We start from the raw sequence: 25,135 nt of genomic DNA, 5'->3' as shown, positions 1-25,135 counted from the left end.
CACAATGAATTTTCCTTATTTACTAAGTACATATTATTTGGAATCGGTGTATTTAATTCCATTTAACGGAAATTTCAGTTAGTTATTTAAATATTAAATTGAATATCAATTATAGATAAAAATAAAAGCTTTATATCAAATATATACAAATTAAAAGTAGCGTTTCTGCAAGTTACAGAGACACTACTTTTGAATGTGGCAATTGATTTCTTCTTTACTCTTTATCCCCCTGCCTGTTACCGGCAAGCTGTTTGACCGTTTCGGTGCCAAGTGGCTTTCCGTAATAGGAATGGTAATTACGATCATCACCACCATTGGGTTTATTGATCTTTCGGGCTCCACGAGCTATACCTATCTGGTGCTCATGTTTACCGGCCGCCGAATTGGAATGGCACTGCTGTTAATGCCAATTCAAACAGCAGGACTCAATCAGCTTCCTGCCAAGTTACATGCCCACGGTACCGCGATCTCGAATACCATTAAACAAGTCGCCGGAGCGATCGGTACATCGTTGCTTGTTACGGTCATGACCAACCGTACGAAAACCCATTTTATAGAAATGGCAGCAGCCAGGCGCTGCAAAAGGAGAAACCCAGCAGCATATGATTATGGAAGCCTCCATTCAAGGAATTAATGATGCTTATCTTGTTATTGTAGGGATTGGCATTCTCGGACTGCTGCTTTCGTTCTTTATTAGAAGAACAGATCAGGTATCTGGGGAGAAAAGGAAGGTTGCTTTGAAGAAGGCTGTTGTGAAGGAAGCGTAATATATGTGAAAAAACAGGACTGCTCGTCCACCATGGTGCACAGTCCTGTTTCTGTTTAAGCCTTACTTTACAAGTAGATTGTAAGTGGAAACATAAGTCATTCTCCTCTTCTATCTTTCAAAACTAAATCTTGTGTAAAATATACCCACCTACCACTAGGTAACTTTAATCGATCTTCGTCATAACCAATCATATATTCAGCAACAGATTTATTTTTTCTTAAGTCTTTTTCCGAAATCGTTGCCAATTCCATTAATAAATTCGTTAGTGAATCCTTAGCATCATCATCCTCGATATATAAATAATTAAATAGTGCTCCATCATTTTCAAACAGTTTGATTGATTCCCAATCCTCTACATTAAGTTTGCATGAAAAACGGTTTAAAATCGTTTCAATTTCTTCTTTTGTAAAACCTAATGACTCAACGTTAAGATTTACCATGCAACTTCACCCTCAATATTATAATATTTATATACTTCAAAAAACTCTTTATTAAAGTGTTAACTTCATACTACTATTTCTTTGCGCAAATCGTTGAAGGATTTCATCATCTGTACTCTCTCGTTTCGGATCTTCTGAGAAACAAAAACTTATTGTATTATCCTTTATCAATTTGAATAATTGGGGTTTTAGTAATGCTGCCTTTTGGTTATTTTCAGAACTTCTTTGCTTTGCCGTTCCATCCTTTTTAATCCCATTTCTCTTTAAACCAAAACAGTAAGTACCCTTAGAGGAATCTGAATCTGTTTTATTTAAGTACTCAGTTATAGCATTCATTAATAATGCCGCTTTATTGCCAGTTAGTTTATTCGGAATAAAAGTAGAAAAATATTGTGTGAATTGTTGAATGATATCTCCCAAATTATCTGCATACTCAATTCCAAAAAATTCTCTAAATAATTTCATGTTAGGTATATAAATTTTATACAAATCCGCATATGTACAAAAACTTTCTTTCCTATCTCCTCTTTTTATAAACTCAAGCTTAACAATTGCATATTTACTTTCTTTCTTTTCTTCATCTGAATAAACTTTTACTAAAACTATGAATTCTTGCTTTTTATACTGGAATAGAAAGGCCTCAACAGCCCAATTCCTTTGCTTTAACTCATCTCTAAGGATTTTTAAGTTTTCTAAGGGAGCTTTTTGTCTACTCATAAATAACTTCCTTTCGAATCTTAAATTTTATAAATACTCAAGCGGGTAAAGAAACCGTTATATCGTTTATACGATTGATTCACCTTTTTCAAAGTCATAAAATAAAATCCCTTTATTTAACTAATATTCTGTATTATTATACCAAATATTTCATATGATAACAGTTTATCTCTCGTCTTACTGACGAATGTATTTTAATAAACTTTAAATTGCAAAAACCACCTCCTTAGCGGAAGTGGTTTAGTTTGCTATTAATTTAGTGGCTTTCAATCATTTTTATTTAGTCACCGGAGACACTGTAGATATTGTTCCCGCATCAGCCGGATGTACGCCATGGCGATAGAAATCGGCATGGATTGGATCCAGCGGCTTGCGTCCGAGGATGAGGTCGGCTGCCTTTTCGGCGAGCATCAATACCGGCGCATGGATATTGCCGTTTGTTACGTAAGGCATAGCGGATGCATCGACGACTCGCACGTTTTCGAGTCCGTGAACCTTCATCGTATTCGGATCAACTACTGCCATAGGATCTGAAGCTGGTCCCATTTTAGCTGTACAAGACGGGTGAAGAGCCGTTTCTGCATCTTCTCTTACCCAGTCCAAAATTTCCTCGTCTGTTTCGACACTAGGTCCAGGTGAGATTTCTCCTGTGTTGTAAGGCTTCATCGCTGGCTGCGACAAGATGTTACGCGTTACTCTTATGGCTTCTACCCACTCGCGCTTATCCTGGTCGGTAGAAAGATAGTTGTAAACCATGCTTGGATGCTCTTTCGGATCTGTTGAGCGAATCTTTAATGATCCGCGGGCATCCGAGTACATTGGTCCGACATGAACCTGGAATCCGTGGGCAGTTGCTGCTTTTTGTCCATCGTACCGTACTGCGACCGGAAGGAAGTGATACATTAAGTTCGGGTATTTGACGTCCTCGTTTGAACGGACAAATCCTCCGCCTTCGAAGTGGTTGGTCGCTGCCGGGCCTGTACGGTTAAGCATCCACTGCAATCCGATCCAAGGCATGCGCATTTTACTTAAGTTCGGCTGTTCGGAAACCGGAAGCGGACACGCGTGCTGAACATAAACTTCAAGGTGATCCTGAAGGTTTTCTCCCACTCCTGGAAGATTGACAACCGGTTTGATGCCAAGTGAGCTAAGGTGTTCGGCATTACCTACACCTGAGAGTTGAAGAAGCTGCGGCGTGTTGATCGCACCGCCTGAAAGGATAACTTCTCCTGCTTTCACTTGGTGCGTCTGACCGTTTCGCTGATAGGTTAAGCCTTTCGCTTTCCTGCCTTCGAAGTCAATGTTCTTAACGAAAGCCCGAGTCAATACGGTGAGGTTTTCACGCTTCATGGCCGGGTGAAGATAGGCGCGTGAAGCGGACAAGCGCTGGCCTTTGTACACATGCTTATCAAACGGTCCGAACCCCTCCTGGCGGAATCCGTTCACATCAGGCGTTCTTGAATAACCCGCTTCTACGGCTGAGTTAAAGAAGGCCTGGAATAAAGGGTTGGTGGCCGGACCGCGTTCCAATTTAATCGGACCATCGTGGCCGCGAAGATCATCGTCTGGTGATCCTAACGCATTTTCCAGCCGTTTGAAGTACGGAAGGCAGTGGGCAAAATCCCACGTGTCCATTCCTTCGTCGGCTCCCCAGCGCTCATAGTCCAGCGGATTTCCGCGCTGATAAATCATACCGTTGATAGAACTGGAACCTCCGAGCACTTTCCCCCGGGCATGCTTGATCCGCCGGCCGCCCATATGAGGCTCAGGGTCAGATTCATATTTCCAGTCGTACAGGCTTTTGCCTGCAGGAAACGGCAAGGCTGCCGGCATTTGAATTAACAGGTCCCATGAATAGTCACTGCGTCCTGCTTCTAAAACAAGTACTTTTTTTGTTCCATCTGCACTGAGACGGTCGCCGAGTACGGAACCCGCACTGCCGCCGCCAACAATTACAATGTCATATGTGTCAGTCATCGTTCGTTTCCTCCTTCATGTTTGAAATGGTTTCTTCTTCCTTTAACCGATTCAGTCGCTTAGAACCAGTTGATGGGTTCAGGCTTAAGATTTTGGAAGATATGCTTTGTTTCTGTATATTCTTCGATACCTAATTTACCGAGCTCGCGTCCAATACCGGACTGCTTATATCCACCCCATGGGGCGTGCGGGAAATACAGGTTGAAATCATTGATCCAAACGGTTCCCATGCGCATCTTGGCTGCACAGCGTTCCGCTTTTGCGATGTCTTTTGTCCAAACACCGCCGGCCAGTCCGTAGATGGAGTCATTCGAAAGCTTAACGGCTTCTTTTTCTGAAGAGAATTTCTCAACGGTAATGACCGGGCCAAATGCTTCTTCTTGAACAATCGTCATGTCTGTCGTACAGTCGGTGAAAATTGTAGGCAGATAGAAAAATCCTTTTTGCAGTTCTGGATCTTCCGGACGTTTGCCGCCAACGGCCAGTGTCGCGCCTTCGTTGATCCCTGTTTCTACATATTTTTCTACCTTCGCACGGTGTTCAGCTGAAATTAGCGGTCCCATTTGGGTACCTTCATTAAATCCGCTTCCGAGCTTGAATTTTTTCACTCGCTCTACAAGCGCTTGTACGAACTCATCGTGAATGCTTTCTTCTACAATCAGCCTTGTTCCCGCGGAACAGATTTGTCCTGCGTGGAAGAAAACTCCGTTTAACGCCTGGTCAACCGCAATGTCAAAATCAGCATCCGCAAAGATGATGTTCGGGTTTTTCCCGCCAAGCTCAAGTGCAAGCTTCTTCACATTCGAGCTTGCTGCCTGCATGATCTTCTTCCCGGTCACAATGCCGCCGGTAAATGAAATCAGGTCAACATCCTCGTTACTGGACAGCTCTGCACCAATCGTAGCGCCGGAACCAAGAACAAGGTTAACAACACCCGCAGGCACTCCCGCTTCTTCCATGAGTTGAAATGCCTTGATCGTCGTAAGCGGCGTAATTTCACTTGGCTTCATGATTAGGGTGTTTCCTGTGGCAAGCGCCGGAGCAAGCTTCCATGACGCTTGAAGCAAAGGATAGTTCCAAGGCGTGATTTGTCCGCACACACCCACTGGTTCGCGAACCACTCTGCTGATGGAGTTCGATACCGGAGAATCGATGAGCTCCCCGCCGTCTTTATCTGCAAGCTCTGCATAGTAACGGAATACGCCAGCGATGTCATCCATGTCTCCGCGGCTTTCTTCCATTGTTTTGCCCGTATCCAATGATTCCAGATAGGCAAGTTCTTCTTTATCTCTTTCAATCAATTCAGCAATCTTACGTACGACAGCCCCACGCTCTGTTGCCGGGGTGTCAGCCCATTCTCCGTTATCAAAGGCTTCCCGAGCCGCAGCGATCGCTGCTTTTGCGTCGGATTCGTCACCTTCTGGAACCGTTGCTATGATTTCCTGGTTATATGGATTCACAATATCCCGTGTATTTTCTGAGTCTTTGCCCACCCATTTACCATTAATGTAATGTTGTAGTTGTAGTTTCAAATCCAATCCTATCAACTCCGTTTTTAATTTATATTAATTTCGTTCAGAATTTATTTAACGTTCTTAACGTAACATGACTTTTTAGAGATGTCAAAGCCATCACAAGCATTACTTTTCTTACTAGTAAAAAGTAATTAAAAAGCTGACAGTGAGCGGGAAAGTAGACATTTAGAAGCTGGACACTGTACCATTAACTAGGTAAAAAAGATTTGATAAAGATTTAACTGAGTTATTTTTTATCGAAGGAGCGTTCCTATGAGTAAAGCCACCGAGAGACCCGACGTTAAAATAGAAGAAGCAAAAGATAAAGTGATTGGGGCCATTGCAGAAACAATGGATTTATACGGGGTGACACCCGCTGCCGCAAATCTATACGCAACGATGTACTTTGAAGATCAAATGACGCTTGACGAGATGCGTACGGAACTCGGCATGAGTAAACCGAGTATGAGCACCAGCGTCCGCCGGCTTCAGGAAATCGATATGGTCAAAAAAACATATACACGCGGTTCACGGAAACATACGTATACAGCGGAAAAGAATTTCTTCCGTTCCTTTATGGCGTTTTACTGCCAAATGTGGGAGCGCGAAGTGAAAATCAACTTGGATGCCATAAGAGAAGCACAGGAAGATTTCATAGAAGTCATTAAAGATTCCCACAGTACACCTGAGATTGTGGCAAAAGCAAAGAAATACTATGACCAGCTGGAAGAATCCAAAACCTACTATCACTGGCTGGATGACCTGGTTGAAAATATAAGAAGCGGTAAAATTTTCGAGTTCTTGCCGAAAGAGAAATAAAAAAGATGGCGAGCATTTGCTCACCATCTTTTCTTCTTTTAAACGAACGTTTAATTCGCCTTCTGCTGCAGCACCGGGCTCTTTTTCGTGTACCAGATAAATTTCCCCGTATATCCATAAATGATCGCAAGTGCAATAGAGACAAAGCTTAGCCACATGAATGGAAGATAGGAAAAGGTCGATATGCCGAGAATCCCAGCCATGAAAATTCCGTTGTCGGACCAGGGAATCATTCCGGAGGTTAACGTTCCACCCACCTCCGAATTTCGGGCTAATACCCTTCGGTCTATGTAAAACTTATCATAGTTCTCCTGCATGATCTTGGGCGTTAAGATTAACGATACATACATCGCACAGCCGAATACATTCGCCAGAAAAGCAACAATCAGGGTGGACAAAGTAATATTCCCCGCTGAAGTCAGCTTTTTCTGGAATTTTGACACAATCACTTTCAATACACCCAAGTGCTCTAGCAGCCCGCCAAATCCCAAGCCGAAAATAATAACAACGATCGAGCCAAGCATGCCTTCGATTCCCCCGCGGTTTAAAAGGCTGTCCATGAATTTAATGCCTGTATCAATGGAAAAACCACTGTATGCCGTGCCAAGTGCCTTTGAGAAATCCATTCCCTGGAAGACGGTAGCCCAAATGGTTCCCAGGAGCGCACCTGACGCAATAGTTGGCATGGAAGGCTGCTTCAGTGCGAGCATGAGAATGACCACAATCGCAGGAATCAGCATCCAAATGTGAATATCAAAGTTTTCAAGCAGTGCTTTCTTCAAGAATTCCACTTTTTCCAAGTCGGTATTTCTTCCGCCATAGATGAACCCTGAGATGGTAAAAAGAATGGCGGTGATGATGTAAGCCGGAATGTCTAAAACGAGCATGGCACGCACGTGTGCAATCACATCCACCTTCGACATGGAGGCGGCGAGCACCGTGCTGTCAGACAGCGGAGAAAGCTTGTCTCCGAAATAAGCACCAGAAAGTACAGCGCCTGCTACAAGCGGTAGAGGGAGTCCCATTCCTTCTCCAATCGCCATCATCGCAATTCCGGCCGTCCCGACTGTCCCCCATGACGTGCCTGTCGCCAATGAAGTCAACGAGCAAATAACAAGAGTCGCCAACAAGAAAATGCTTGGGTGAATAAATTCCAGGCCGTAGAAAATAATGGTCGGCACGATGCCTCCCGCAATCCACGTCCCGATCAGGGCACCCACAACAATCAGAATCAAAACGGCCTCAAGGCCATTCGAAATCCCTTTTGTAATGGCTCCCTGCAGCTGCTTATAGTCATATCCAAGTCTTGTTCCAAGGACAATAAAGATGAACCAGGAAATAAAGAGTGCCAGCTGTATCGGTAAATCAAACTTGACGGTAAAAGAAAAAACAATGGCCAAAAATAGTCCCAAAGTAAATATAATCTCTGTCATCGTTGGTAATCGTACATGCTTCACTCTTATGTCCTCCTTCAAATTAAAACGCTTACAAATTTGTGTAAACCACTTGTTTATCAAGTGATTTTATCAAGAAGAGCACCCCCGGCAATACCAGGATTGGTCATTTCATACGGATTTAAAATCAAGTCGAGCTCTTCCTCAGTCAGAACATCATACAGAAGGCAAAGCTCTCGTACCGATTTCCCTTTTAAAATGGCTTCCCGTGCAATTCGCGCACAAGCTTCGTATCCCAAATGCGGATTGACGGCGGTAATGATTCCCACGCTTTTTTCCACATATTCCTTCATCCGGTCTTCATTTGCCTCAATTCCGGACAGGCAATAATCGGTAAAGCTTCGGAATGCATTGTTCATAATGCTGATGGATTGAAGAAGGTTAAAGACCAGTACTGGCTCCATGACGTTTAATTCAAGCTGCCCCGCTTCTGATGCCGAGCAAATGGTAAGGTCGTTGCCGATCACCTGAAAGGCGACCTGATTAATCAGTTCCGGCATGACCGGGTTCACTTTTCCAGGCATAATGGATGATCCCGGCTGTCGCGACGGCAGGATCAATTCCCCAAGTCCCGCACGCGGACCGGAGGCCATCAACCGGATGTCATTTGCGATTTTGGACATGTTCATCATGCAGACCTTCAATGCCGCAGAAACTTCTGTGTAAGCATCTGTGTTCTGTGTCGCATCCACAAGATGATCCGCTCCGACAAGCGGCAATCCGCTGATTTCTGAAAGGTGGCCCACCACTTGTTTGATATACTGCGGGTCGGCATTTAGACCGGTCCCTACGGCGGTCGCTCCCATATTGACTTCGTAAAGATGCTCGCGCGTCTGTTTGATCCGCTTAATGTCGCGTTCCAACACGCGGCTGTAAGCTTCAAATTCCTGGCCAAGACGAATCGGAACGGCATCCTGCAGATGGGTTCGTCCCATTTTAATCACATGATCAAACTGTAACGCCTTCTTCCTGAAGACCTCCAGCATGTCATCCATTGTATACAGCAGCTTCTCCAGCAACTTGAGGGTTGAAATATGAATCGCTGTCGGAAATACATCGTTCGTTGACTGCGACATGTTCACATGAGTGTTCGGGCTGAGCTTTATATATTCACCCTTATCGTGGCCAAGCAGTTCAAGCGCTCGGTTGGCGATGACTTCATTTGCATTCATGTTCATGGAGGTACCGGCGCCGCCCTGGATCGGATCGACGATAAAGTACTCGTGCCATTGTCCTTCGAGAATTTCATCAGCCGCTTGAACAATCGGCTCACCCAGTCCTTTATAGAGACGGTGTACATCCATATTGGCCATTGCGGCAGCTTTTTTCACGATGGCCAGCGCATGAATCATCTCTTTATGAATTCTGTATCCGGTGATTTGAAAATTGTCTACAGCACGCAGCGTCTGTATTCCATAATATACGTCCGCAGGAATTTCCTTCTCACCGAGAAAGTCTTTTTCAATGCGGTATTCAATCTCGCTTTTAATCATTTTCCCTGCTCCTTATTGGTTCAAAGTGTAATATCGTCTGCGATGGGGGTTTCCATCAATTCTTTCACCTTTTGCGGATCCTGAGTCTTGCCCAATACCCACATCAGCTTGGGAACGATGGCCTCTGTATTCATATTCCGGGAACGGATAATAACATCCTGATTGACTTTACGCCCTACTTCATAAAGCTCCATGTCCTCCCCTTCTTCTAAACATTGTGTCGTGATAACAATGGGGATTCCACACGCAATCAGCTCGTTCAGTTTTTCCAGGATATTTCTTCCCTGAAACGGAATGCCACCGCTTCCATAACTTTCAATCACAATGCCCTGACACTGGTCTTTCAGGCAGTCAAAGAATTCCGGCTTAATTCCCGGGAATAACTTCACTAGCGAAACATCCGTGCAAAGAGAGGTATCCAGCTTCATTTTCTTGTTCTCTACTAAATAGAGAGGCTTGCTGTATTCAACATGTTCTTTATAAATAGAAGCGATATAAGGATAATTGATACTTTCAAACGAATCATAGCTCTTCGTTCTCAGCTTGATGGCCCTTGTCCCCTGTATGACCCTGCCGTCAAAAACGACATATACGCCGCCGATCTCCTCACAAGCAAAGCGAACCGCGTCCGCAATGTTTCGTTTGGCATCGGTTTTCTTAAAGGAAATAGGGATTTGAGAACCTGTAACGACCACTGGTTTTTCAAGATCCTGCAGCATATAGGAGAGCGCAGCTGATGTGTACGCCATGGTGTCTGTTCCGTGTGTGATCACAAAACCGTCGTACTCCTCGTAATGCTCATAGACCGCATTCGCCATTTCAACCCAATATTCCGGCTGCATATTCGTACTATCAATATTGATCAAAGCCTTACTATCAATCTGGCAGAGTAAATTGAATCCCGGCAGATGACGTAAAATGTCGTCGGCGTTCATCTCAGGAACCAGCCCATTCTCCCCTTCGAGCGAGGCAATCGTCCCGCCGGTCGTAAGCAGCATCAACTTCTTCAATATAACCCCTCCTATAACGCTTTCTTAATATCATAAAATTACAATTATCATAAAACTAATATACGCGTATCGCGTACTACATACGCAATTATAGTGCTGTTACCACTGTAAATCAAGCACAAATTACGCAATACGCGTACATTTTAATTTTATTTATGATATAATCAACATAGATCAAAGGGGAGTTAAAAGATGATATTAAATCGATTAACGACATTACGGAAGAGCAAAGGATGGTCGCTGCAATATGCGGCTGACCGGCTCGGGATTGCCAAAAGTACATATGCTGGCTACGAATCGGGGCATCGCCGCCCTTCATTGGAAGCCATTGCACAGATCGCTGATTTATTCGACACATCCACCGATTACATTCTGGGCAGAGTGAATCACCAGGATCCCCAGTCGGATGTGGATCCGTCTGTGCCTTTCATGGAATTAACGGATCTGTCTTATTTAAATCTGTCTGTCGATGGCCTTTCCCTTTCCAAGGAAGAAATGCAGCAGTTTATTGCGTTTATCAGGGCGAAGCGGCAATTAGAAGATAAGGCGACGTAAAAAACCACCTCCTAAAATTAGGAAGTGGTTTTTTGCTGTTTATATATATGAGTAAAAGCGTCTCTGATGCTTCGCTTAAATACTCCTCATTTGATAATGGCTCTAACTATTCGGCAGTCCTTACAGTGACTACTGCCAATTTTTAAATACTTTACTACTTAAGAACACGTGACTCGGCACTCTTCATTATCAGTGAGCCTGCTGACATGGAAACAGGCTTGGTTTCATATACAGGCAATGTAGCAAGCTGCTTAATGATGTTGTAATAATCAATATCATTCGTTAGCTGAGTCCGATATACCTGTGGAAGCAATGTCCACTGAAAATTCCCTTCCCCTATCCAGACCCCTGTCAGTTTCATACTCATTGGATATACAGTGGATTGGATGAGATCAGCTCCGGGACCCCCTACTTTGGGAATATAACGATATCCGAATTTATTTGCATTTTTCGCAGCTTCTTTTGCTTGCTCTAATTGCTGTTGACTTACTGGCTTGGGATTATTCATTTGTAAGCGTAGAAATGTGTTTCCCTGGTAGCTGGCATTAGTAAAATACGTATTTTCCGAGAAGTGAAGGTCTTGTATGTCAGCATAAATTTTAGGCTGACCATCTACTTCTCTTCCCCCAAGGATGGGGATTGTGTTATTTTCCCAAATGATAAGAGGAAACTGTGCTTCCAGTTGATCCTGTCTTCCACGAAAACGTGCGGGCACATTTACGCTTATTAAGTTATAACTCCCCCCGTATAAAAAATTGTCAATTCGCAACTGGTTGAAGGCAATGGATACTTCCGGCCTTACCAATTCGAATCCTTCCGGAAGAAAATCAGCTAACCACTTTCCGTCAGAGGTAAAACTGAAATCAAGACTTATACAATCGTTAATATAAGCATACGTTGTTTCAGGATCAATCCCCCCAAACCACGGGGGCATCCGATATGTTTTATTAGGATCCGGTCTGAACATGGCAACCTCCTTAGATTTCCATATCATTTATAGCCCAATGATGATCAATGTTACCATTCAAACCTAAATTGGACAGTTAAAATCTTAGCTGGGTCGTTCGTCTCCTCTACGTTAGGTATTTTTACTCCTTCCAACCTCCCATACCCGATTGGAACAAAAAATGTAAAGCCGAGGGGAGCAGCCCCCTTACTGACAGCTTGAAAATATTTATTGATGGACTCCGGTGGGCTAGTATGATAGCCAGAACCGGGATCAGGAACTTTGTTACCATACTCAATATCACTGGCGTCAAAAGTGTCTTGAGAGATACTTCCTGTATACGTACCTGCGTGCAGTACTTTATCTGCATATTGGAATATATTTCCGTATAATGAACCGAGACTAATGTTCTGAGGAGATTGAGAACCGTATATTGTATTTGTGTTTCTTATATAAACAACTGTCTGCCAGCTGGGCCACATCCCATTACCATAACTCATCCCCGAAATGAAGAGGTCTGCTTTTACGTCTTCAGACTTTGACAATAGATAGGCCTGCCCCAATCCCCCTTTGAGAGCTGACTCTCTCATAAAGTCATGACCCTGTCGGTTCCAGTTAACATTAGAATATTTCAACGATAGGCTGTTTTGAGTAAATCCCATTCGCAGGTCGCCATATGCCTGAGTTACAAAAAGATCGAGAGCATAAGCCTGTATGGCTAAGCTAGCTGTTTCATCTCCCCTTCCTTTCTCATCGTAATCTATTACCCCGTCAAAATTCTCGTCAAAGGTGTCAATCAGCTCTTTAAAAAGGGAAGTACCGGTCAGTTGATCACTGGCTTTAGCATAACTAAAAATACCCTTTTGAAAATCCTGTAGAATGGTATTTAGATTGTAATACATATTATCAGTTATGAGTTCAATGAATTTCGTATTATGAATTCTCCCCAGATGCCCTTGAACAGAAGCCATTGGCGTCCGTGTCAAGGTATCCCAGCCTACGACGTAGTACTTCTGCTGTCCAACCCCCCGTTTTTCAGCAAACCGGTACAAGTCATACCTGAACAGAGGTGAATCAAGTCCTGATTGTGTTACTATATTTTTTCCACTAATATGAGCTTCAGGAGAATGATGGATAAATTCCGTTGGCCACCGATTTTCATCCTGAAGCTTCCGGGCTTGATCCATGGGTACTGTTTTAAAACAGTATCTGGCACAGAAAAGATCGAGGGCTACACAGTCAAGAGAAGACCATACATAACCTTCAGGTACTCTGGTTGCTAAAGAATTAGCATTATGGCTTACATTCGTAATATTTAAACCATCAACGATATGAATCATCAGCACACCCTGGTTTTGTACTGCTCGAATTAGGTCAGACTGAACTCCTGAAAGTCCATCGGTATTAATAGCGACATATTTACCATTCTCGTCTCTGAAAGGTAAATTAGTATCAGGATCCATCTCTAATACCCAGGGTGAATGAGGTAATTTTTCCTTTAAACTCGGAACGGCAGTATACCAGGAATATTTCTGGGTTGGGTATAAGCCTATGCCAAGGTTCTTAATTGCATTTGTGATTAAATCTTGATCGTGCAATTTTGTTTTGGGAACATTTATCAAAACACATCCTGGATAGTCACTTAAATCTTGATTATCTTGAGGATCTCCACCCGCAATTATTTTATTCAGGGTAATTTCTTTAAAAACTGTCCCACCTGGTACCCGTACCGCTCTTCCTCTATTGGTCCCGTCATGAAGCTTGTTTAGATCATACACCATTAGCAGGCCTTGCGTTCTTCCAGGTGGAATAAATCTTCCTTCAACACTTTCCTCATAGCCCTTCATAGGGTCATCTTCGTGAGAAGCGGGATGACGCTCGGCAAGATACTTACGGACAAAGAAGAAGCCCCATCCACCAAAGAAATCTCCACTGCGTCCTTCGATAATGGCCTCAGTTGTAATCTTTTTGTTTTCAGCTTTGCTTAAAAAAGAAGATGAGACAAAAGTGCTTGTAGAACCTTCACCAATAGCCATCTGATGATAACTGATATGTAGGTTATCATGGAACCATCTCATTAAAGCAGCTATTAAAGTCCATTCTGTAACAATCTTTGCAGCAGGACCTTCACCATGTGTCTTGAAATCTATGACTATTGGATTGACTATATTGGGCTTAAACAATAATTTCTTTCCTGACCTAACCTGTGACTGTACCTTGTTACTAAAATCAGTTTCACTATTTAAGCCCCTCAAGGCGTAATTGAGATTAGAATAGATATAATCAATTTTATATGTGATCTGTTTCCAAGCCTCATTATCCTTGTCGTTTATAAATTTCTGAAGGAGTATCGGAATATCGCCGTAGGCTTGGAATACATCCATCCTCACACCTGAAATGGGAGAGCCATTAAAATCAACACTATTTATACCCAAGGGAGAACTGACAACTGGAACTCTTGCATATTTTCTGACCATTTCACCCTCCTGTTTATTCCATTTCCTGTAGCAAAGTTATATACGTCAAACGCATTCCTATTTTGATAGCATCTATAAAAGTGGTATATTTTTCCTTTAACACCTCCATGTATATATATTCAATCCAATTTACGTTAATAATTAAATATTTATTTAAATACAAAAAACGGTAAAAAGGGTTTACTTTACTCGCGTTTTGAAAGTATAGAACAAGTTACTTTAATTGGGTTAACGATACCGGCTTTAAACATGCTTGCGATCCACCAGTCCCAGCGTTGAAACTATCCCGGATTTCTTCGTTTTTCGAGCGCTAAACGATTGCATATATTTTAAAACCAGACGAATTGACTTGAGTAGCATAGGGTGAGTTTTTCCAAAGAAAAATCCTTAAAAAGACTTCCTTTCAACAGGGATAATCAACCCAATAATGCAGAAGAATGAATAGATAATAAACACCCATGAGTACGAACTCATACTAATCAACTTCCCTGCCATAGCTGATCCAATTGACTGCCCAACCCCTAACGCCAGAAAGGATAAGCTCACCCCCACATGAGGCACTAATGGAAAAATGCGAGTGGCCCAAACAATTAACAGACCAGTAACAAAAATATAGGAAATGCCAAACAGAAAACCAGATGAGTATACACTGTATAACGATGGAATGGTGATACTGATCACGGATATAGACAATAGTAAGAGGGCCAATCTGTAGGATAAGGTTAAGCCCCCTCTATTCATTATTCCTCCAGCTAAACCACCGACCGCCCCCGTCACACCCATTGTCACCCAAAAAATCACACTCTCATGATCACTCATGTTGTATTCAACTTTTAAAAAGCTTCTGGAAAACGTCCAATAGATTGATGAACCAAAACCAACGATGAACGATGAAAGTAATAAATACTTAGCTTTTTTAAAGATAGGACCACTTATTATCTTTTCATCATGCAATTCTGGTTTTTCATATGGGATTCTTATTGAATTCCATAAAAGTACGGCTAAAGAAATGATTGCAAATGATATAAAAGCGAATCTCCAGTGATCAGTGAACAGGATAGCGATCGGTCCGGATACTATAAGTCCAAAGCTGGTACCGGAATTCATCCAGGTATTTCCCCGGTCCTTGTCGTCCTTGTTTAATGATGTGGATGCGACTTGACTGTAGGCAGGCGATGCCCACCCGCTGCCAAGCCCTGCAATAAACGTACTCAGTGCAAGGGAAAGGAAATTCTGGGACAGCCCTATTCCGAATAATCCAATCACGGCACTTAATCCTGCGAATTGAATGACTCTTAGCTGGCCAAACCTTTTTATAAGATAGGAGGAGGTGAATAAAGCTAATGTATAAGCAATGTAGGCTGTTGAACCTGTAACACCCGCATTACTTTCTGTAAGATTTATGGATTGAGATATATTCGGTAAAAATAAACCAAAGCTAAACCTCGCAAATGCATAGGTTACTCCAATCATGGCGATACCCGGCAGGACGATTCTCCACATGTTCTCACTCCTCTTTTTGTGTAGAACGATCATTATATTTATTTAAGAAAAAAATAAGTAAGAAAAGATTACTCTTAGCTTACTCATGAAATAAATATTGAATGGTATCCAGTAATTCCTTTGAAACAGCCTCCGGTTCCAATACTTCTGATAGAGCAGTAGCTCCTTCAAACAGCATGGCTAAACGTGTAGCCTGGTTAACATTGAAGGCATTGTCTTGAAGGAAAGAAATTAAATTCTTTTTGTGTGCAATAACCGTGTCGCTAATTTCCTTATTTGTAGAAGAGTATTCTTCTTTCGCTCGCAGCATCATACATCCATTTGATCCATTTTCGAGAATCCAGTTCATATGGGCTTCGGTCAGGGATAGCGCTATGTTCTTATTTTCACTTATGCTTGTTTTCAAAAAGGAAAAGTACCTTTCCTCTCTCCTTTTTAACACTTCCAGTATTAAATCTTCCTTTGAATCAAAATGATTGTACATCGTCATTAAGGCAACATCTGATTCAGAGATGACCCGCTTCATTCCTATAGCATGAAAACCATTTTCATAAAATAAACGCTCAGCGTTTTCCAATAAGCTCTCTCTTTTTTTACTCAACAAGAATCACCTCCATAGATAGAATGGTCATTCTACTTTAACATTAAAATGAGGCTTCTTACAAATTGGGATCAATTATGAAGAGCATTAACCAGCAGTAATTTCAAAAGGTGACTATTTTGTTACTCCTGCTTTAGAGAAATTCTGAGATAATCATCTAAAGGAAGAATACTAGGAGGAAGCGCTATGTGGGAAGATTATACCTGGATGAATGAACCTGCGCATATTGATGCAAAAGAAGATTCTTTTACTTTTATAACAAATGGAGATACGGATTTTTGGAGAAATACGTATTATCAATTCAATAGAATGACGGGGCATGCATTACTAAAAGATGTTTCCAGCGGTCACTTTCAATGTTCCGGCACTTTCCGAATGAACCCTAAAAACACCTATGATCAGGTGGGAATTTTGATTTATGTGGATGAGGATACCTGGATAAAATGCTCTGTAGAGTATATTCCGGAAGGTCCCTCTCACCTTGGGGCAGTGGTCACCTCTTATGGTTACTCTGATTGGTCTTCACAAGATTATTCAAACCTGCACATCTCAGATGAAATAAAATTTGAAGTCACCTGTAATTCCAATGATGTGGAAATTTACTTTATTCATGAGTCAGGCAAAAAAGAGCAAATCAGAATTGCTCATCTTCATACCCCTAAAGGAACAGAGTCGATTAAAGTTGGCCCTTATGCCTGCAGCCCAAATGAGCTCAATGAAGGATTCAAGGCAGAGGTTCTGAGCTGGTCATTGGTATAGTTTTCAACAAAGAGCAAATAAAAAAAGGCCTTTCTCAGTTTAGTAAACTGATGAAAGACCTTTTCTATAGTTAGGTTAACGTTTTAGACGTTGACATAACAAGGTTTTGAAACCTTTATTACATCATGCCGCCCATGAAGTTTTATGCTGTAATATTTTTAACTAAAGAAGAAGAAAGTCCCGTCAAATCAGCATTATTTTTGCATCAAGTGTACTATCTTTAACCCTGATTCACCTCGTTTTATTGGACTTCGTTAGCAAAATGTTAGCATGTTGTTAGGAATTAATGTTTTGCATTTAACTCACGTCTCTTAAACAAAAGCGGTGCAAATTTTGCTTGCATCGCTTTTAAATTTCCACATGTGCAACACATGAGATGTTGGTGAGATATTAAAGGGGAAACAGGAGATATTACATTTTTCATCCCTCAACTTTTACATACTTCAGTAAAGTAGACTCTTTCATTAACTTGTACACATTGTATAGCACGTAACCATATTATATAGGAGATTCTCTATATAGAAATTAGGAAAGGAAGAATCCGATGAGGAAAGACAACTCCTGTATCTGTGAGTTTTTAAAAAACGTAAAACGAGGACAAGCGATTACAGTAATAACGAATCAAGGTGACTCAATTACGTTTATATTTATTAAAATTAAAGGAACCTGTGTGTTTGGGGAACTTTCTAATGGTGCGATAGTCGAGTTTGATTGCAACGATGTCGAAGCTATATTTTTCCCCCCTACACCTACCCCTCCTCCCGCAGGCTGCCTAGTATCCTTGTTTGTGGAAGCGGAAATTCAATGTGAAGACTTTATTAATGGAGAAGTCATTTGTAATGGCTCACCTGTCCCGTTCACACCTGTATTTCTAGCTTCGAGCCCAGGTTTGATTAATTTTGCTCAAAACCCTGTATTTACTAATGCCAATGGCCAATTTACGGTCAATGTAACTGTTCCTGCGCCGACACCCGAGACGCCAGTAACGGTATCTGCGGTTGCCGTCAATGGAACAGCCACAGGTGTTTCCACTACCATTGCTTCTTGTCCCTCTTCTTTATGTGTTCTTGATATTTTTGGACCCGAGGGAGGAACGTTCGATTGCGCTGGGCCGCTAAATGGCCGGCTCGTTTGTGATGGTGTTCCAGTTCCCGGGGTTCCAATCACCATTACACAGAATCCTCCAGGCACATTTATCATTGATCCTTCTTCAACATTTACAGATTCAGAAGGTAACTTTGAAAGTGGTATCAACCTTGCTCCAGGAACGTCTGGGACTGCGACAATAACGGTTCTTGCAGACGGATTTGCGAGTGACTCCATTACAGTTTCCGGAACCTGCACTCAATTGTGTGATATTACAGCAACGGTCACACCTGTTTCAGCTTGTACCTATACCATTTCTGGTTTTGTGACGTGTGGAGGAGTTGGACAAGAAGGGGATGTTGTTACCTTTACTACATTCCCGGGCATGGGAATGTCGATTCCACCTGCTACAACGGACGCAACAGGTTTCTATTCTTCAACATTTACTGTCCCTCCGGGAACATCCATTACATCCGTCTTAGTTACTGCAACCACACAAGAAGGCGGTCAAACCTTGACTACAGAAGTAGGTGCGGTAGTTAGCTGTCCTGCTCCAACCGAATGTCCTTGCAAATTCCAATTGGGCGTAGGTGGGTTTGGGGCTCCTGCAACAGCAAACGTCATAAACGGGGGTGTTCCTTCAACGATTTCCGGTACGATCAATGTATCTATTGTTCAATGTTATATTGGGGGTCCAGGATGTAATCCAGCTGTTAATAACTTCAGTATCACATTCTCGGGAGGCAGCTTTGTATTCAACTTGACACAAGGCCGAAGAATTCGATTCTCTTGTAATGACAGCATTAGTGTCCAATTTGAAGGAACTGCCCAAGCTACTGGAACATCTACACTCCAAGGTTTATTTGATGTCTTCCTAACCGCTACGATAAGCGGCAATACGATTACTTGGACGATTAATGCAACCAATGATGTGGGAGATTCCTTTAGTACTACATTTACATCTGCGGTCACACCACAAACATTTATTGGAGATTGTTCACAATTCTAAAATAGAAAAAAGAATGAGCACAAGCAACGCTCATTCTTTTCTTATTTAAGCTTTTTCAAGTCTTCTAATGCTTCTTCAAGATCAATATAATATTTAATTATTCCTGAGTCGTGTTCAACTATCTTATACTTCCTTTCTTTCTTAAGATAGCTGACAGAAATAGTGGATGAGTTTGCTTTGAATGTCCAGGTAACATTAGATTTTATATATTGCTCATTAGTTAACTCTAAAAGTTTTGCTTCAATTCCTATTTCATTCAATTCGCCACTCCTAAGCTTTGACTTACATCATGAAAGTTCCGAGTCTTTCTACGATAACACATATCTATAATGAGTGCTGTTACAATTAATTAACATTTACCATCTATATAACTCGCTAGACACAATAAAATGAACTTATTATAAATAATTAATACCAAATATTTTCTCCGATTCGGTATTGATAAAAAAAAGAACATACAAAAAGTAACCTAATCAGCTCTCACTGGTCGAGGTTACTTTTTGTTTGGGGTAATTAATTATTTGTGCTGTAGCCGTCCTTCTACCCAAGAGCTTTCGCTATTTCTGTATATTTTATACACAGATCCAGACAGAACACGCGTCCATTATTTTTTTAGATAAAAGCTTGCATTTTTATAATCAAAGGGTTGTGTTAATAACACAATAGAAATCCTAACAGGTCAGAGCCGCAATCTCTGTCAAAACGCTGTCCCATTGTAATTGTGACATAAAAACCTACTTTAACTATATAGTCTGTGGAAATGCCCTTAAACCACGATAAACAAAAGGTCAGGTGAGCTGAACCGATGCAGAAAATCAGCGTAGCAATCATGAGACAAGGTCTATCTTTCTGCTGTTTTCTGACTGGATTGCAAGCCTTAGGGAGTGGGAACGACTCCTTGCAGTAACGGTTCGGTTGGAGTTTCGATTGGTTAAGGCCAATGGTGCTTGTCATTATGTATGTGGGCGAAACTGCATATGCGTTTAGCAAATAACAAGTTGAAGGAATTCAGGTATTTAAACAGCAGCATCAGGACGTTTCCCAGCTTTTACACTAAAGCTATAACTTATGATGAACAATACAGCTTCCTCTGTCCAAGAGTCTTTATGATTCTTGAGACAGGGGTGGGTATTTTTCATAGTCGATAGCCCGCATATGCCTAAAGCTATATCCGTAATTGTGGAGTTAAACGACTATGGTTCTATCCTTTAATAATCCTGTGATAAATAAAAATCTAACTCCCAGTCCAGCTTACTAAGCAAGGACCTTAAATCTTTCAATTTCACCGTATTAGGATCGATCGAATTTAAAGTACTTTTATAAGAATTTGCCAACCCTGGATTAAATGAAGCTAATTCAAAAATCTTTATGTTTACTGTATTGTGTAGATCGACGACTTCTTGCTTCCTTTTATCGATTATCTTTTTAGCATCCCGTATTGCCTTAAAATACATAGAACTATTATCGAGCGCTTTTGCTTCCTTTAATTCAAAATACAAACTGTCTTTTTCATATGAACCTAAGTGAAAAAGATCTAGGCCTGTATCCATTAAAAGCTCTTCATTGTAAGTATCACTTACATCTGTCATTCCCTTTGCTACTTTTACCGATTCTTCCTCTGAACCTAGCTTGAAAAATTCATATGCTCTTCTAATAAATTCATCCGGATCATATATATAGCATAATTCCCCTTCGGTTTCTTTATGGAATTCTTGTAACAATTGTGGATGAGGAGCTATTTTATTTTTATTCTTATCAAGCAACCACCAATCACCTTTCTCACTGTCACCTGTTACTATAATTACATTTTTTCTTTTTTCCGAGGCCTCCATTAATATTTGTTTCCACACTAAAAAATCCCCATATACATCTTGATAAATTAATCCTAAATGATTTCTATTCCTATCCTTCTTTTCTTTTAAGTCTCCAAATCCAGGTGGAATCTTATTTTGAAACCTCAATTCTCCCTCTTTATATAGGTCATCCAACTCTTCTTGTGTTTCATAAGATGATCCAACACAGCTTTCTAATAAGTGAGCAATTTTCCTTGCTGTTTCATCCAATAAAGGATGGCTTTGTTTCTGCGATTCTATTTCTTTTTTTACAGTACTCAGGCTTTGTTCAAGCACTTCAAATATTTTCTCTAAATTCAAGTTAACGTGTCTATTGTATTTGTTATTAATATCGTTCTTTATATCACCAAATTTTTTGGTTAACATCGCGTTCATATTATTATATGTTTTATTTTGATTATGTATTTCTTCTTGTAATCGATGATGATACTCCATAGCAACTTGATATGGGACAAAAACTCTATCCTTTAATAGTTCTAATATATTTAGTAACTTACTTCTAATCTCATCTTCAGTTCTGAAAAAATTCAATAAGACATTTGTGTCAAAAACAAACAAGCAGTCACTCCACAATTCATCAAATTCTGCTTCTGTTGGCCTGTAATAACCTCTAAAAGACTGTATCAATATATTTCTCCTTTACATCCCAATATTTATAAATGTTTTTTCTAATTTCAAATAAGTGCATCTGGATATTATTAATTTAAGGTATCAATTATTTCAAATGCTTTCACCCATTTTTTATTTGTATCATTAACTTCCTCCAATATAGGTTTTTCTAGCTTTATAAAATGATAATCATTATCACGATCTAAAAAAATAATATTTTCCTTAATTATTGAGAAAAACATTTGCCCTTCAATTGATAAGTAATATTTAGATAAAAATCCAAACATTTGGGCTTTTAATTTACCAGAAGTTTCATTTTTAATAAAGGAATCCATTGCAAAGGGCACCTTATAGTTTGAAAATTCATTTACTAGATTTGAATAAACAGTATATAAAGCCAACATTTTTTTATTAGCATCCATTCCACTTCCACTAATCTCTTTAAAGTTATATAAACCAATTTCATTTAAATCAATATCATTAAAGTATCTCTCATATTTATTTGTTAATTCTTCATATCTTTTTTTCACTTGTGCCCTTTTCTCACTAACAGATTTCCTTTCTTTGTACATTTCCTTATTAATTGTCTTAATATCTGCAGTTTTTTTATTCTCCTCACCATATAGGTGCTGTTCGACGGAAATATATTGATTTATAATTTCATGGTTAACCCTATCTTCTATATAGGAATCTAATTCTTCATAATTCTTACTTTCCATCATAATGTTTTCCCATTCTGATATTTTATCCACCCTATTTTTTCTTTCAATTTCTTTTATTAGCTTCAAACTTTCTAACTCATCTAATTTCTTATTACAATACGAAATATTCTCTAGTATTTCATATTGATTGTTTCTTATCTTAAGTCTTGTGATTGATTGCTCTTGTGTTAATTTAGAATTACAATGAATACAAGTAAATTTTATTTCTTTAAATTTACCTTCGTAGGATCTCTTTAACTTAACTAATTCTTTAACTTCTCTCCTTACTTCATCCATCTGTGTCTCTATCTGAATTATTTCACTATCATATTTGAACACTTCTTTATTGTAAGAATTAATCTGCTTTAAATATTTATTTATTTTTTCATTTGGGTCATTACCATTTGCCTCAAAATTAATATTAGATGTAGGTTTGCTTATAGGCCTTAATAATTCCGAGTGCTCTTTTTCGAGAAGAGTAAGTGCAAAAATTTGCTTTTTTATATCACTAATCTCCATTTCATATTCGCTTTTCTGTATTTGTAATTCGAGTAATTTTTTATTTGAAATTTGAAAATAAATATCAAATATATTTTTAACTACATTATTATATCTCGAAAATGAATCAGAGGACTTTGAATACACATAACCATTCCATGATTTATCCTGGTCAATATAAAATGGTAGTAGGACTTCACTAGCATATATGTCAGACAGTTTTTTGGTCTTTTTGTCTTTAATTTTTATAAAAATATTTAAAAACTTTTGCAGCCACATTGAAAATTCTTTTTCAGAAAGGATCTCTTTAGCATCATCAACATAAAACAAATTTTTATGTCTAGTGATTAAATGTACCCTATCACCGTTTTTTATCTCCATTTGAAAAACCATATTATTGGTTTTCCAATTACTTGGCCAAATTTTAATGCTATAACCTAAACAATGATATATAGATTTTATTAAACTTGATTTGCCAATTGTATTTTCCTCACTCACAATGATGTTAGCATTCGGTTTAAAATCGAACTTATTAATTCTCTTTTCCATATAATCATAAATAATAATATGGTTAATAATCATAATTTTCGTCTCCTAATTCACATAAACTCTCAATTGCAATTGCTATTAATAAATTTTTATTAACTTCTGTAAACGTAAAACTCTTTACCATGTGATCAATTACATTTTTATTTGAAAGCCCTTCCAAATCTTCGCATTCCTCTATAAACTGCTCTAATAATTCCTTCATTTCCTCCTTAAGACTGCTTTGATTTAACTGGATTTTTAGTCTTTCTTTTTTAATGACTGATTTTAATAGCAAGTTGTAACCCAGTGAATCTAGTACTTCATCAAATCTGTTCATAGCTTTACAGGTAATCAAGACTTCTGAGAAATATTTAGTATCCATAAATTTTGATTCTTTATGACTTTCTTCATGAATTATTTCTTGTGCTTTTTGGTCAATTGTTAAAGATAATTCAGCTATGATGCTTCTACCCCTACTATTATCAACCGCAATATTTATCTTATTTAAACAACCAATTAAATACCTTTCCGCTTCATTAAGATCTTCATGAATGGGCGAAATATAGAAATAAAAATTTTCAACTTTGTTCACTAAGTCTGCGGGAAGAGCCTTAATTATTAGGGCTTTTGCTTCTTTGCTTAATTCAAATAACTCAGAACATAGTGAACCGGGTTTCTTAATCTTTAACTGTTTTTTATCTGTTGCGCCAAAATCTTTTACTATTAATTTAAATCTATCTTTTTCAGTACCTGAATTCAGATTTTTTTCGAGGATAGACGATGAGTAAATAACGACACTTTTTCCATCAGATCCTTTTTTTACTTTTTTATCCTTTTTTGTGATTGATTTAAATGTATGTTTTTGTTTCTTTACTTGAATATAAGCATTGTAGCCCTCATAGCTAACGACAATATCATCCTCAGCTTCAACATATATTTTAAAGTTCTTTTTTTTATAATTATTTATTGCTAACAAAATTACATTAGCCTTTTGAAAATTAAAACCTTTAATTGCTTCTGCACCACCATTATCAAATTCGGCTTCTGTACCTTCTGACATATACATACTTCCCTTCTAAAAAGGTTATGTATTCTACAATGACTAAAATACTATAATTTTCATAATTTTACCATGTTAAAGCGATAGTATATAGATAAAAATTTTATTTATTATTTTTATTGACATTTCTCTCATAATGGTTATGTTACCTCTGCGGTAGACGAACTACCGAACATAATTCACAAGATCTTGGAGGTTAGCTTCATTATGAGAGTAACAATAAAACATCACCATCCACCTATCCGAACCAGTACCCAAGCCCGCTTACACAAGTTAAAAAATAGAGGATATGCACTATGAAAAAGCCCATCACTAAAATCAAACAAATAGAACTATCTGTAGCAGTCGATCACCTTTCCCCATTCATCTATGACAGCTTTAAAGACTACCAAGAAAAAAGGAGGAGCCGTGTTGGACGATCAGCAACATAAGCAAATGTTCCCTGGAGAAAAAACAGGCTTTATTCAGGTTTTAATAAAAGAAGACCCTACGAAAGACTCCATTCAGTTGGAATTCAACCTCTTCGATGATCCATTAACTAATTCACAAAGAAGTATATAAACAAACACCTCCCGTCAATGATATTAATCGGGAGGTGATTCTTTGAGAAAACTTGTTCAGTTAAAAACCGCATCACATGATAATTCTGTAACAAACAAATGGGTTCAGCACTTGGTACAACGATTGATTGTAAACCAGTTAAACCTCTCTCCTTTGTTGCAGGCAAAAGTACTACGAGAAACTTCCAAATTATACG

The 25,135-nt window shown here is 39.5% G+C and carries 20 protein-coding genes and 1 pseudogene; 6 read left to right on the top strand and 15 right to left on the bottom strand.

What is annotated here, in order from left to right; translation table 11 throughout:
* Positions 1–208 precede the first annotated feature (208 nt).
* Positions 209–767: pseudogene (locus QYB97_RS18200) on the top strand (MFS transporter); the annotation flags it as partial.
* Positions 768–864: 97 nt separating this feature from the next.
* Here QYB97_RS18200 and QYB97_RS18195 read toward each other — a convergent pair.
* The 4 genes from QYB97_RS18195 to betB all read right to left on the bottom strand — a co-directional run bounded on the left by QYB97_RS18195 (position 865) and on the right by betB (position 5,435).
* The gene (locus QYB97_RS18195; protein ID WP_301167445.1) at positions 865–1,209 is read right to left on the bottom strand and encodes a hypothetical protein; all 345 of its coding nucleotides are present in this window, start codon (positions 1,207–1,209) and stop codon (positions 865–867) included.
* Positions 1,210–1,260: 51 nt separating this feature from the next.
* A complete protein-coding gene (locus QYB97_RS18190) occupies positions 1,261–1,926 on the bottom strand; it encodes a DUF6037 family protein (protein ID WP_301167444.1) in 666 nt (221 codons plus the stop codon).
* A 276-nt stretch (positions 1,927–2,202) separates the two neighbouring features.
* Positions 2,203–3,903, bottom strand: a complete 1,701-nt coding sequence (betA, locus tag QYB97_RS18185) for a choline dehydrogenase (protein ID WP_301167443.1) — start codon at positions 3,901–3,903, stop codon at positions 2,203–2,205.
* 59 nt (positions 3,904–3,962) lie between these two features.
* Positions 3,963–5,435 (bottom strand): betaine-aldehyde dehydrogenase, encoded by a 1,473-nt coding sequence (betB, locus tag QYB97_RS18180; RefSeq protein ID WP_301167511.1) that lies wholly within the window; start codon positions 5,433–5,435, stop codon positions 3,963–3,965.
* A gap of 255 nt (positions 5,436–5,690) precedes the next feature.
* Here betB and cudC point away from each other — a divergent pair, with 255 nt between their 5' ends.
* Positions 5,691–6,236, top strand: coding sequence for a choline uptake/conversion transcriptional regulator CudC (gene cudC, locus QYB97_RS18175; protein ID WP_301167442.1), 546 nt, complete (start codon positions 5,691–5,693; stop codon positions 6,234–6,236).
* Positions 6,237–6,286: 50 nt separating this feature from the next.
* On the opposite strand, the gene nhaC is transcribed toward cudC, so the two are convergent.
* From nhaC to QYB97_RS18160, 3 genes are read right to left on the bottom strand one after another with little or no spacing between them, the layout of a single operon-like run.
* Positions 6,287–7,693: a Na+/H+ antiporter NhaC gene (gene nhaC / locus QYB97_RS18170; RefSeq protein WP_301167441.1), complete on the bottom strand. Its 1,407-nt coding sequence runs from the start codon at positions 7,691–7,693 to the stop codon at positions 6,287–6,289.
* 56 nt (positions 7,694–7,749) lie between these two features.
* The gene (gene aspA, locus QYB97_RS18165; RefSeq protein ID WP_301167440.1) at positions 7,750–9,183 is read right to left on the bottom strand and encodes an aspartate ammonia-lyase; all 1,434 of its coding nucleotides are present in this window, start codon (positions 9,181–9,183) and stop codon (positions 7,750–7,752) included.
* Positions 9,184–9,203: 20 nt separating this feature from the next.
* The gene (locus tag QYB97_RS18160; RefSeq protein WP_301167439.1) at positions 9,204–10,193 is read right to left on the bottom strand and encodes an asparaginase; all 990 of its coding nucleotides are present in this window, start codon (positions 10,191–10,193) and stop codon (positions 9,204–9,206) included.
* 192 nt (positions 10,194–10,385) lie between these two features.
* Here QYB97_RS18160 and QYB97_RS18155 point away from each other — a divergent pair, with 192 nt between their 5' ends.
* On the top strand, positions 10,386–10,748 hold the full coding sequence (locus QYB97_RS18155) for a helix-turn-helix domain-containing protein (RefSeq protein ID WP_301167438.1): 363 nt from the start codon (positions 10,386–10,388) through the stop codon (positions 10,746–10,748).
* 154 nt (positions 10,749–10,902) lie between these two features.
* On the opposite strand, the gene QYB97_RS18150 is transcribed toward QYB97_RS18155, so the two are convergent.
* From QYB97_RS18150 to QYB97_RS18135, 4 genes are all read right to left on the bottom strand, one after another.
* Positions 10,903–11,715: an acetoacetate decarboxylase family protein gene (locus tag QYB97_RS18150; protein ID WP_301167437.1), complete on the bottom strand. Its 813-nt coding sequence runs from the start codon at positions 11,713–11,715 to the stop codon at positions 10,903–10,905.
* A 50-nt stretch (positions 11,716–11,765) separates the two neighbouring features.
* Positions 11,766–14,171, bottom strand: coding sequence for a DUF362 domain-containing protein (locus QYB97_RS18145; protein ID WP_301167436.1), 2,406 nt, complete (start codon positions 14,169–14,171; stop codon positions 11,766–11,768).
* Positions 14,172–14,558: 387 nt separating this feature from the next.
* Entirely contained in the window at positions 14,559–15,674 is a 1,116-nt protein-coding gene (locus QYB97_RS18140; protein ID WP_301167435.1) for an MFS transporter, read from the bottom strand.
* A gap of 79 nt (positions 15,675–15,753) precedes the next feature.
* Positions 15,754–16,278 carry a TetR/AcrR family transcriptional regulator gene (locus QYB97_RS18135; protein ID WP_301167434.1) on the bottom strand — a complete coding sequence of 175 codons (525 nt, stop codon included), beginning with the start codon at positions 16,276–16,278 and terminating at the stop codon, positions 15,754–15,756.
* 183 nt (positions 16,279–16,461) lie between these two features.
* Here QYB97_RS18135 and QYB97_RS18130 point away from each other — a divergent pair, with 183 nt between their 5' ends.
* Positions 16,462–17,034 (top strand): DUF1349 domain-containing protein, encoded by a 573-nt coding sequence (locus QYB97_RS18130; RefSeq protein ID WP_301167433.1) that lies wholly within the window; start codon positions 16,462–16,464, stop codon positions 17,032–17,034.
* Between the two features lie 544 nt (positions 17,035–17,578).
* Positions 17,579–19,129 carry a transthyretin-like family protein gene (locus QYB97_RS18125; RefSeq protein WP_301167432.1) on the top strand — a complete coding sequence of 517 codons (1,551 nt, stop codon included), beginning with the start codon at positions 17,579–17,581 and terminating at the stop codon, positions 19,127–19,129.
* Positions 19,130–19,170: 41 nt separating this feature from the next.
* On the opposite strand, the gene QYB97_RS18120 is transcribed toward QYB97_RS18125, so the two are convergent.
* The 4 genes from QYB97_RS18120 to QYB97_RS18105 form a co-directional block, all read right to left on the bottom strand.
* Complete coding sequence (locus QYB97_RS18120) at positions 19,171–19,389, bottom strand: hypothetical protein (RefSeq protein ID WP_301167431.1); 219 nt, start codon at positions 19,387–19,389, stop codon at positions 19,171–19,173.
* Between the two features lie 948 nt (positions 19,390–20,337).
* The gene (locus QYB97_RS18115; RefSeq protein WP_301167430.1) at positions 20,338–21,609 is read right to left on the bottom strand and encodes a PIN domain-containing protein; all 1,272 of its coding nucleotides are present in this window, start codon (positions 21,607–21,609) and stop codon (positions 20,338–20,340) included.
* 71 nt (positions 21,610–21,680) lie between these two features.
* Complete coding sequence (locus tag QYB97_RS18110; protein ID WP_301167429.1) at positions 21,681–23,372, bottom strand: hypothetical protein; 1,692 nt, start codon at positions 23,370–23,372, stop codon at positions 21,681–21,683.
* Positions 23,362–24,378, bottom strand: coding sequence for a dsDNA nuclease domain-containing protein (locus QYB97_RS18105; RefSeq protein WP_301167428.1), 1,017 nt, complete (start codon positions 24,376–24,378; stop codon positions 23,362–23,364). The genes QYB97_RS18110 and QYB97_RS18105 overlap by 11 nt, the downstream gene beginning before the upstream one ends.
* Positions 24,379–24,789: 411 nt before the next feature.
* Here QYB97_RS18105 and QYB97_RS18100 point away from each other — a divergent pair, with 411 nt between their 5' ends.
* Positions 24,790–24,939, top strand: coding sequence for a hypothetical protein (locus QYB97_RS18100; RefSeq protein ID WP_301167427.1), 150 nt, complete (start codon positions 24,790–24,792; stop codon positions 24,937–24,939).
* Positions 24,940–25,135 lie beyond the last annotated feature (196 nt).

The organism is Fictibacillus fluitans, from assembly GCF_030418125.1.
GTDB classification, from domain to species: Bacteria; Bacillota; Bacilli; order Bacillales; family Fictibacillaceae; genus Fictibacillus_C; species Fictibacillus_C fluitans.
The sequence above is the reverse complement of the archived record's forward strand: the minus strand, read 5'-3'. Positions and strand labels throughout refer to the sequence as shown.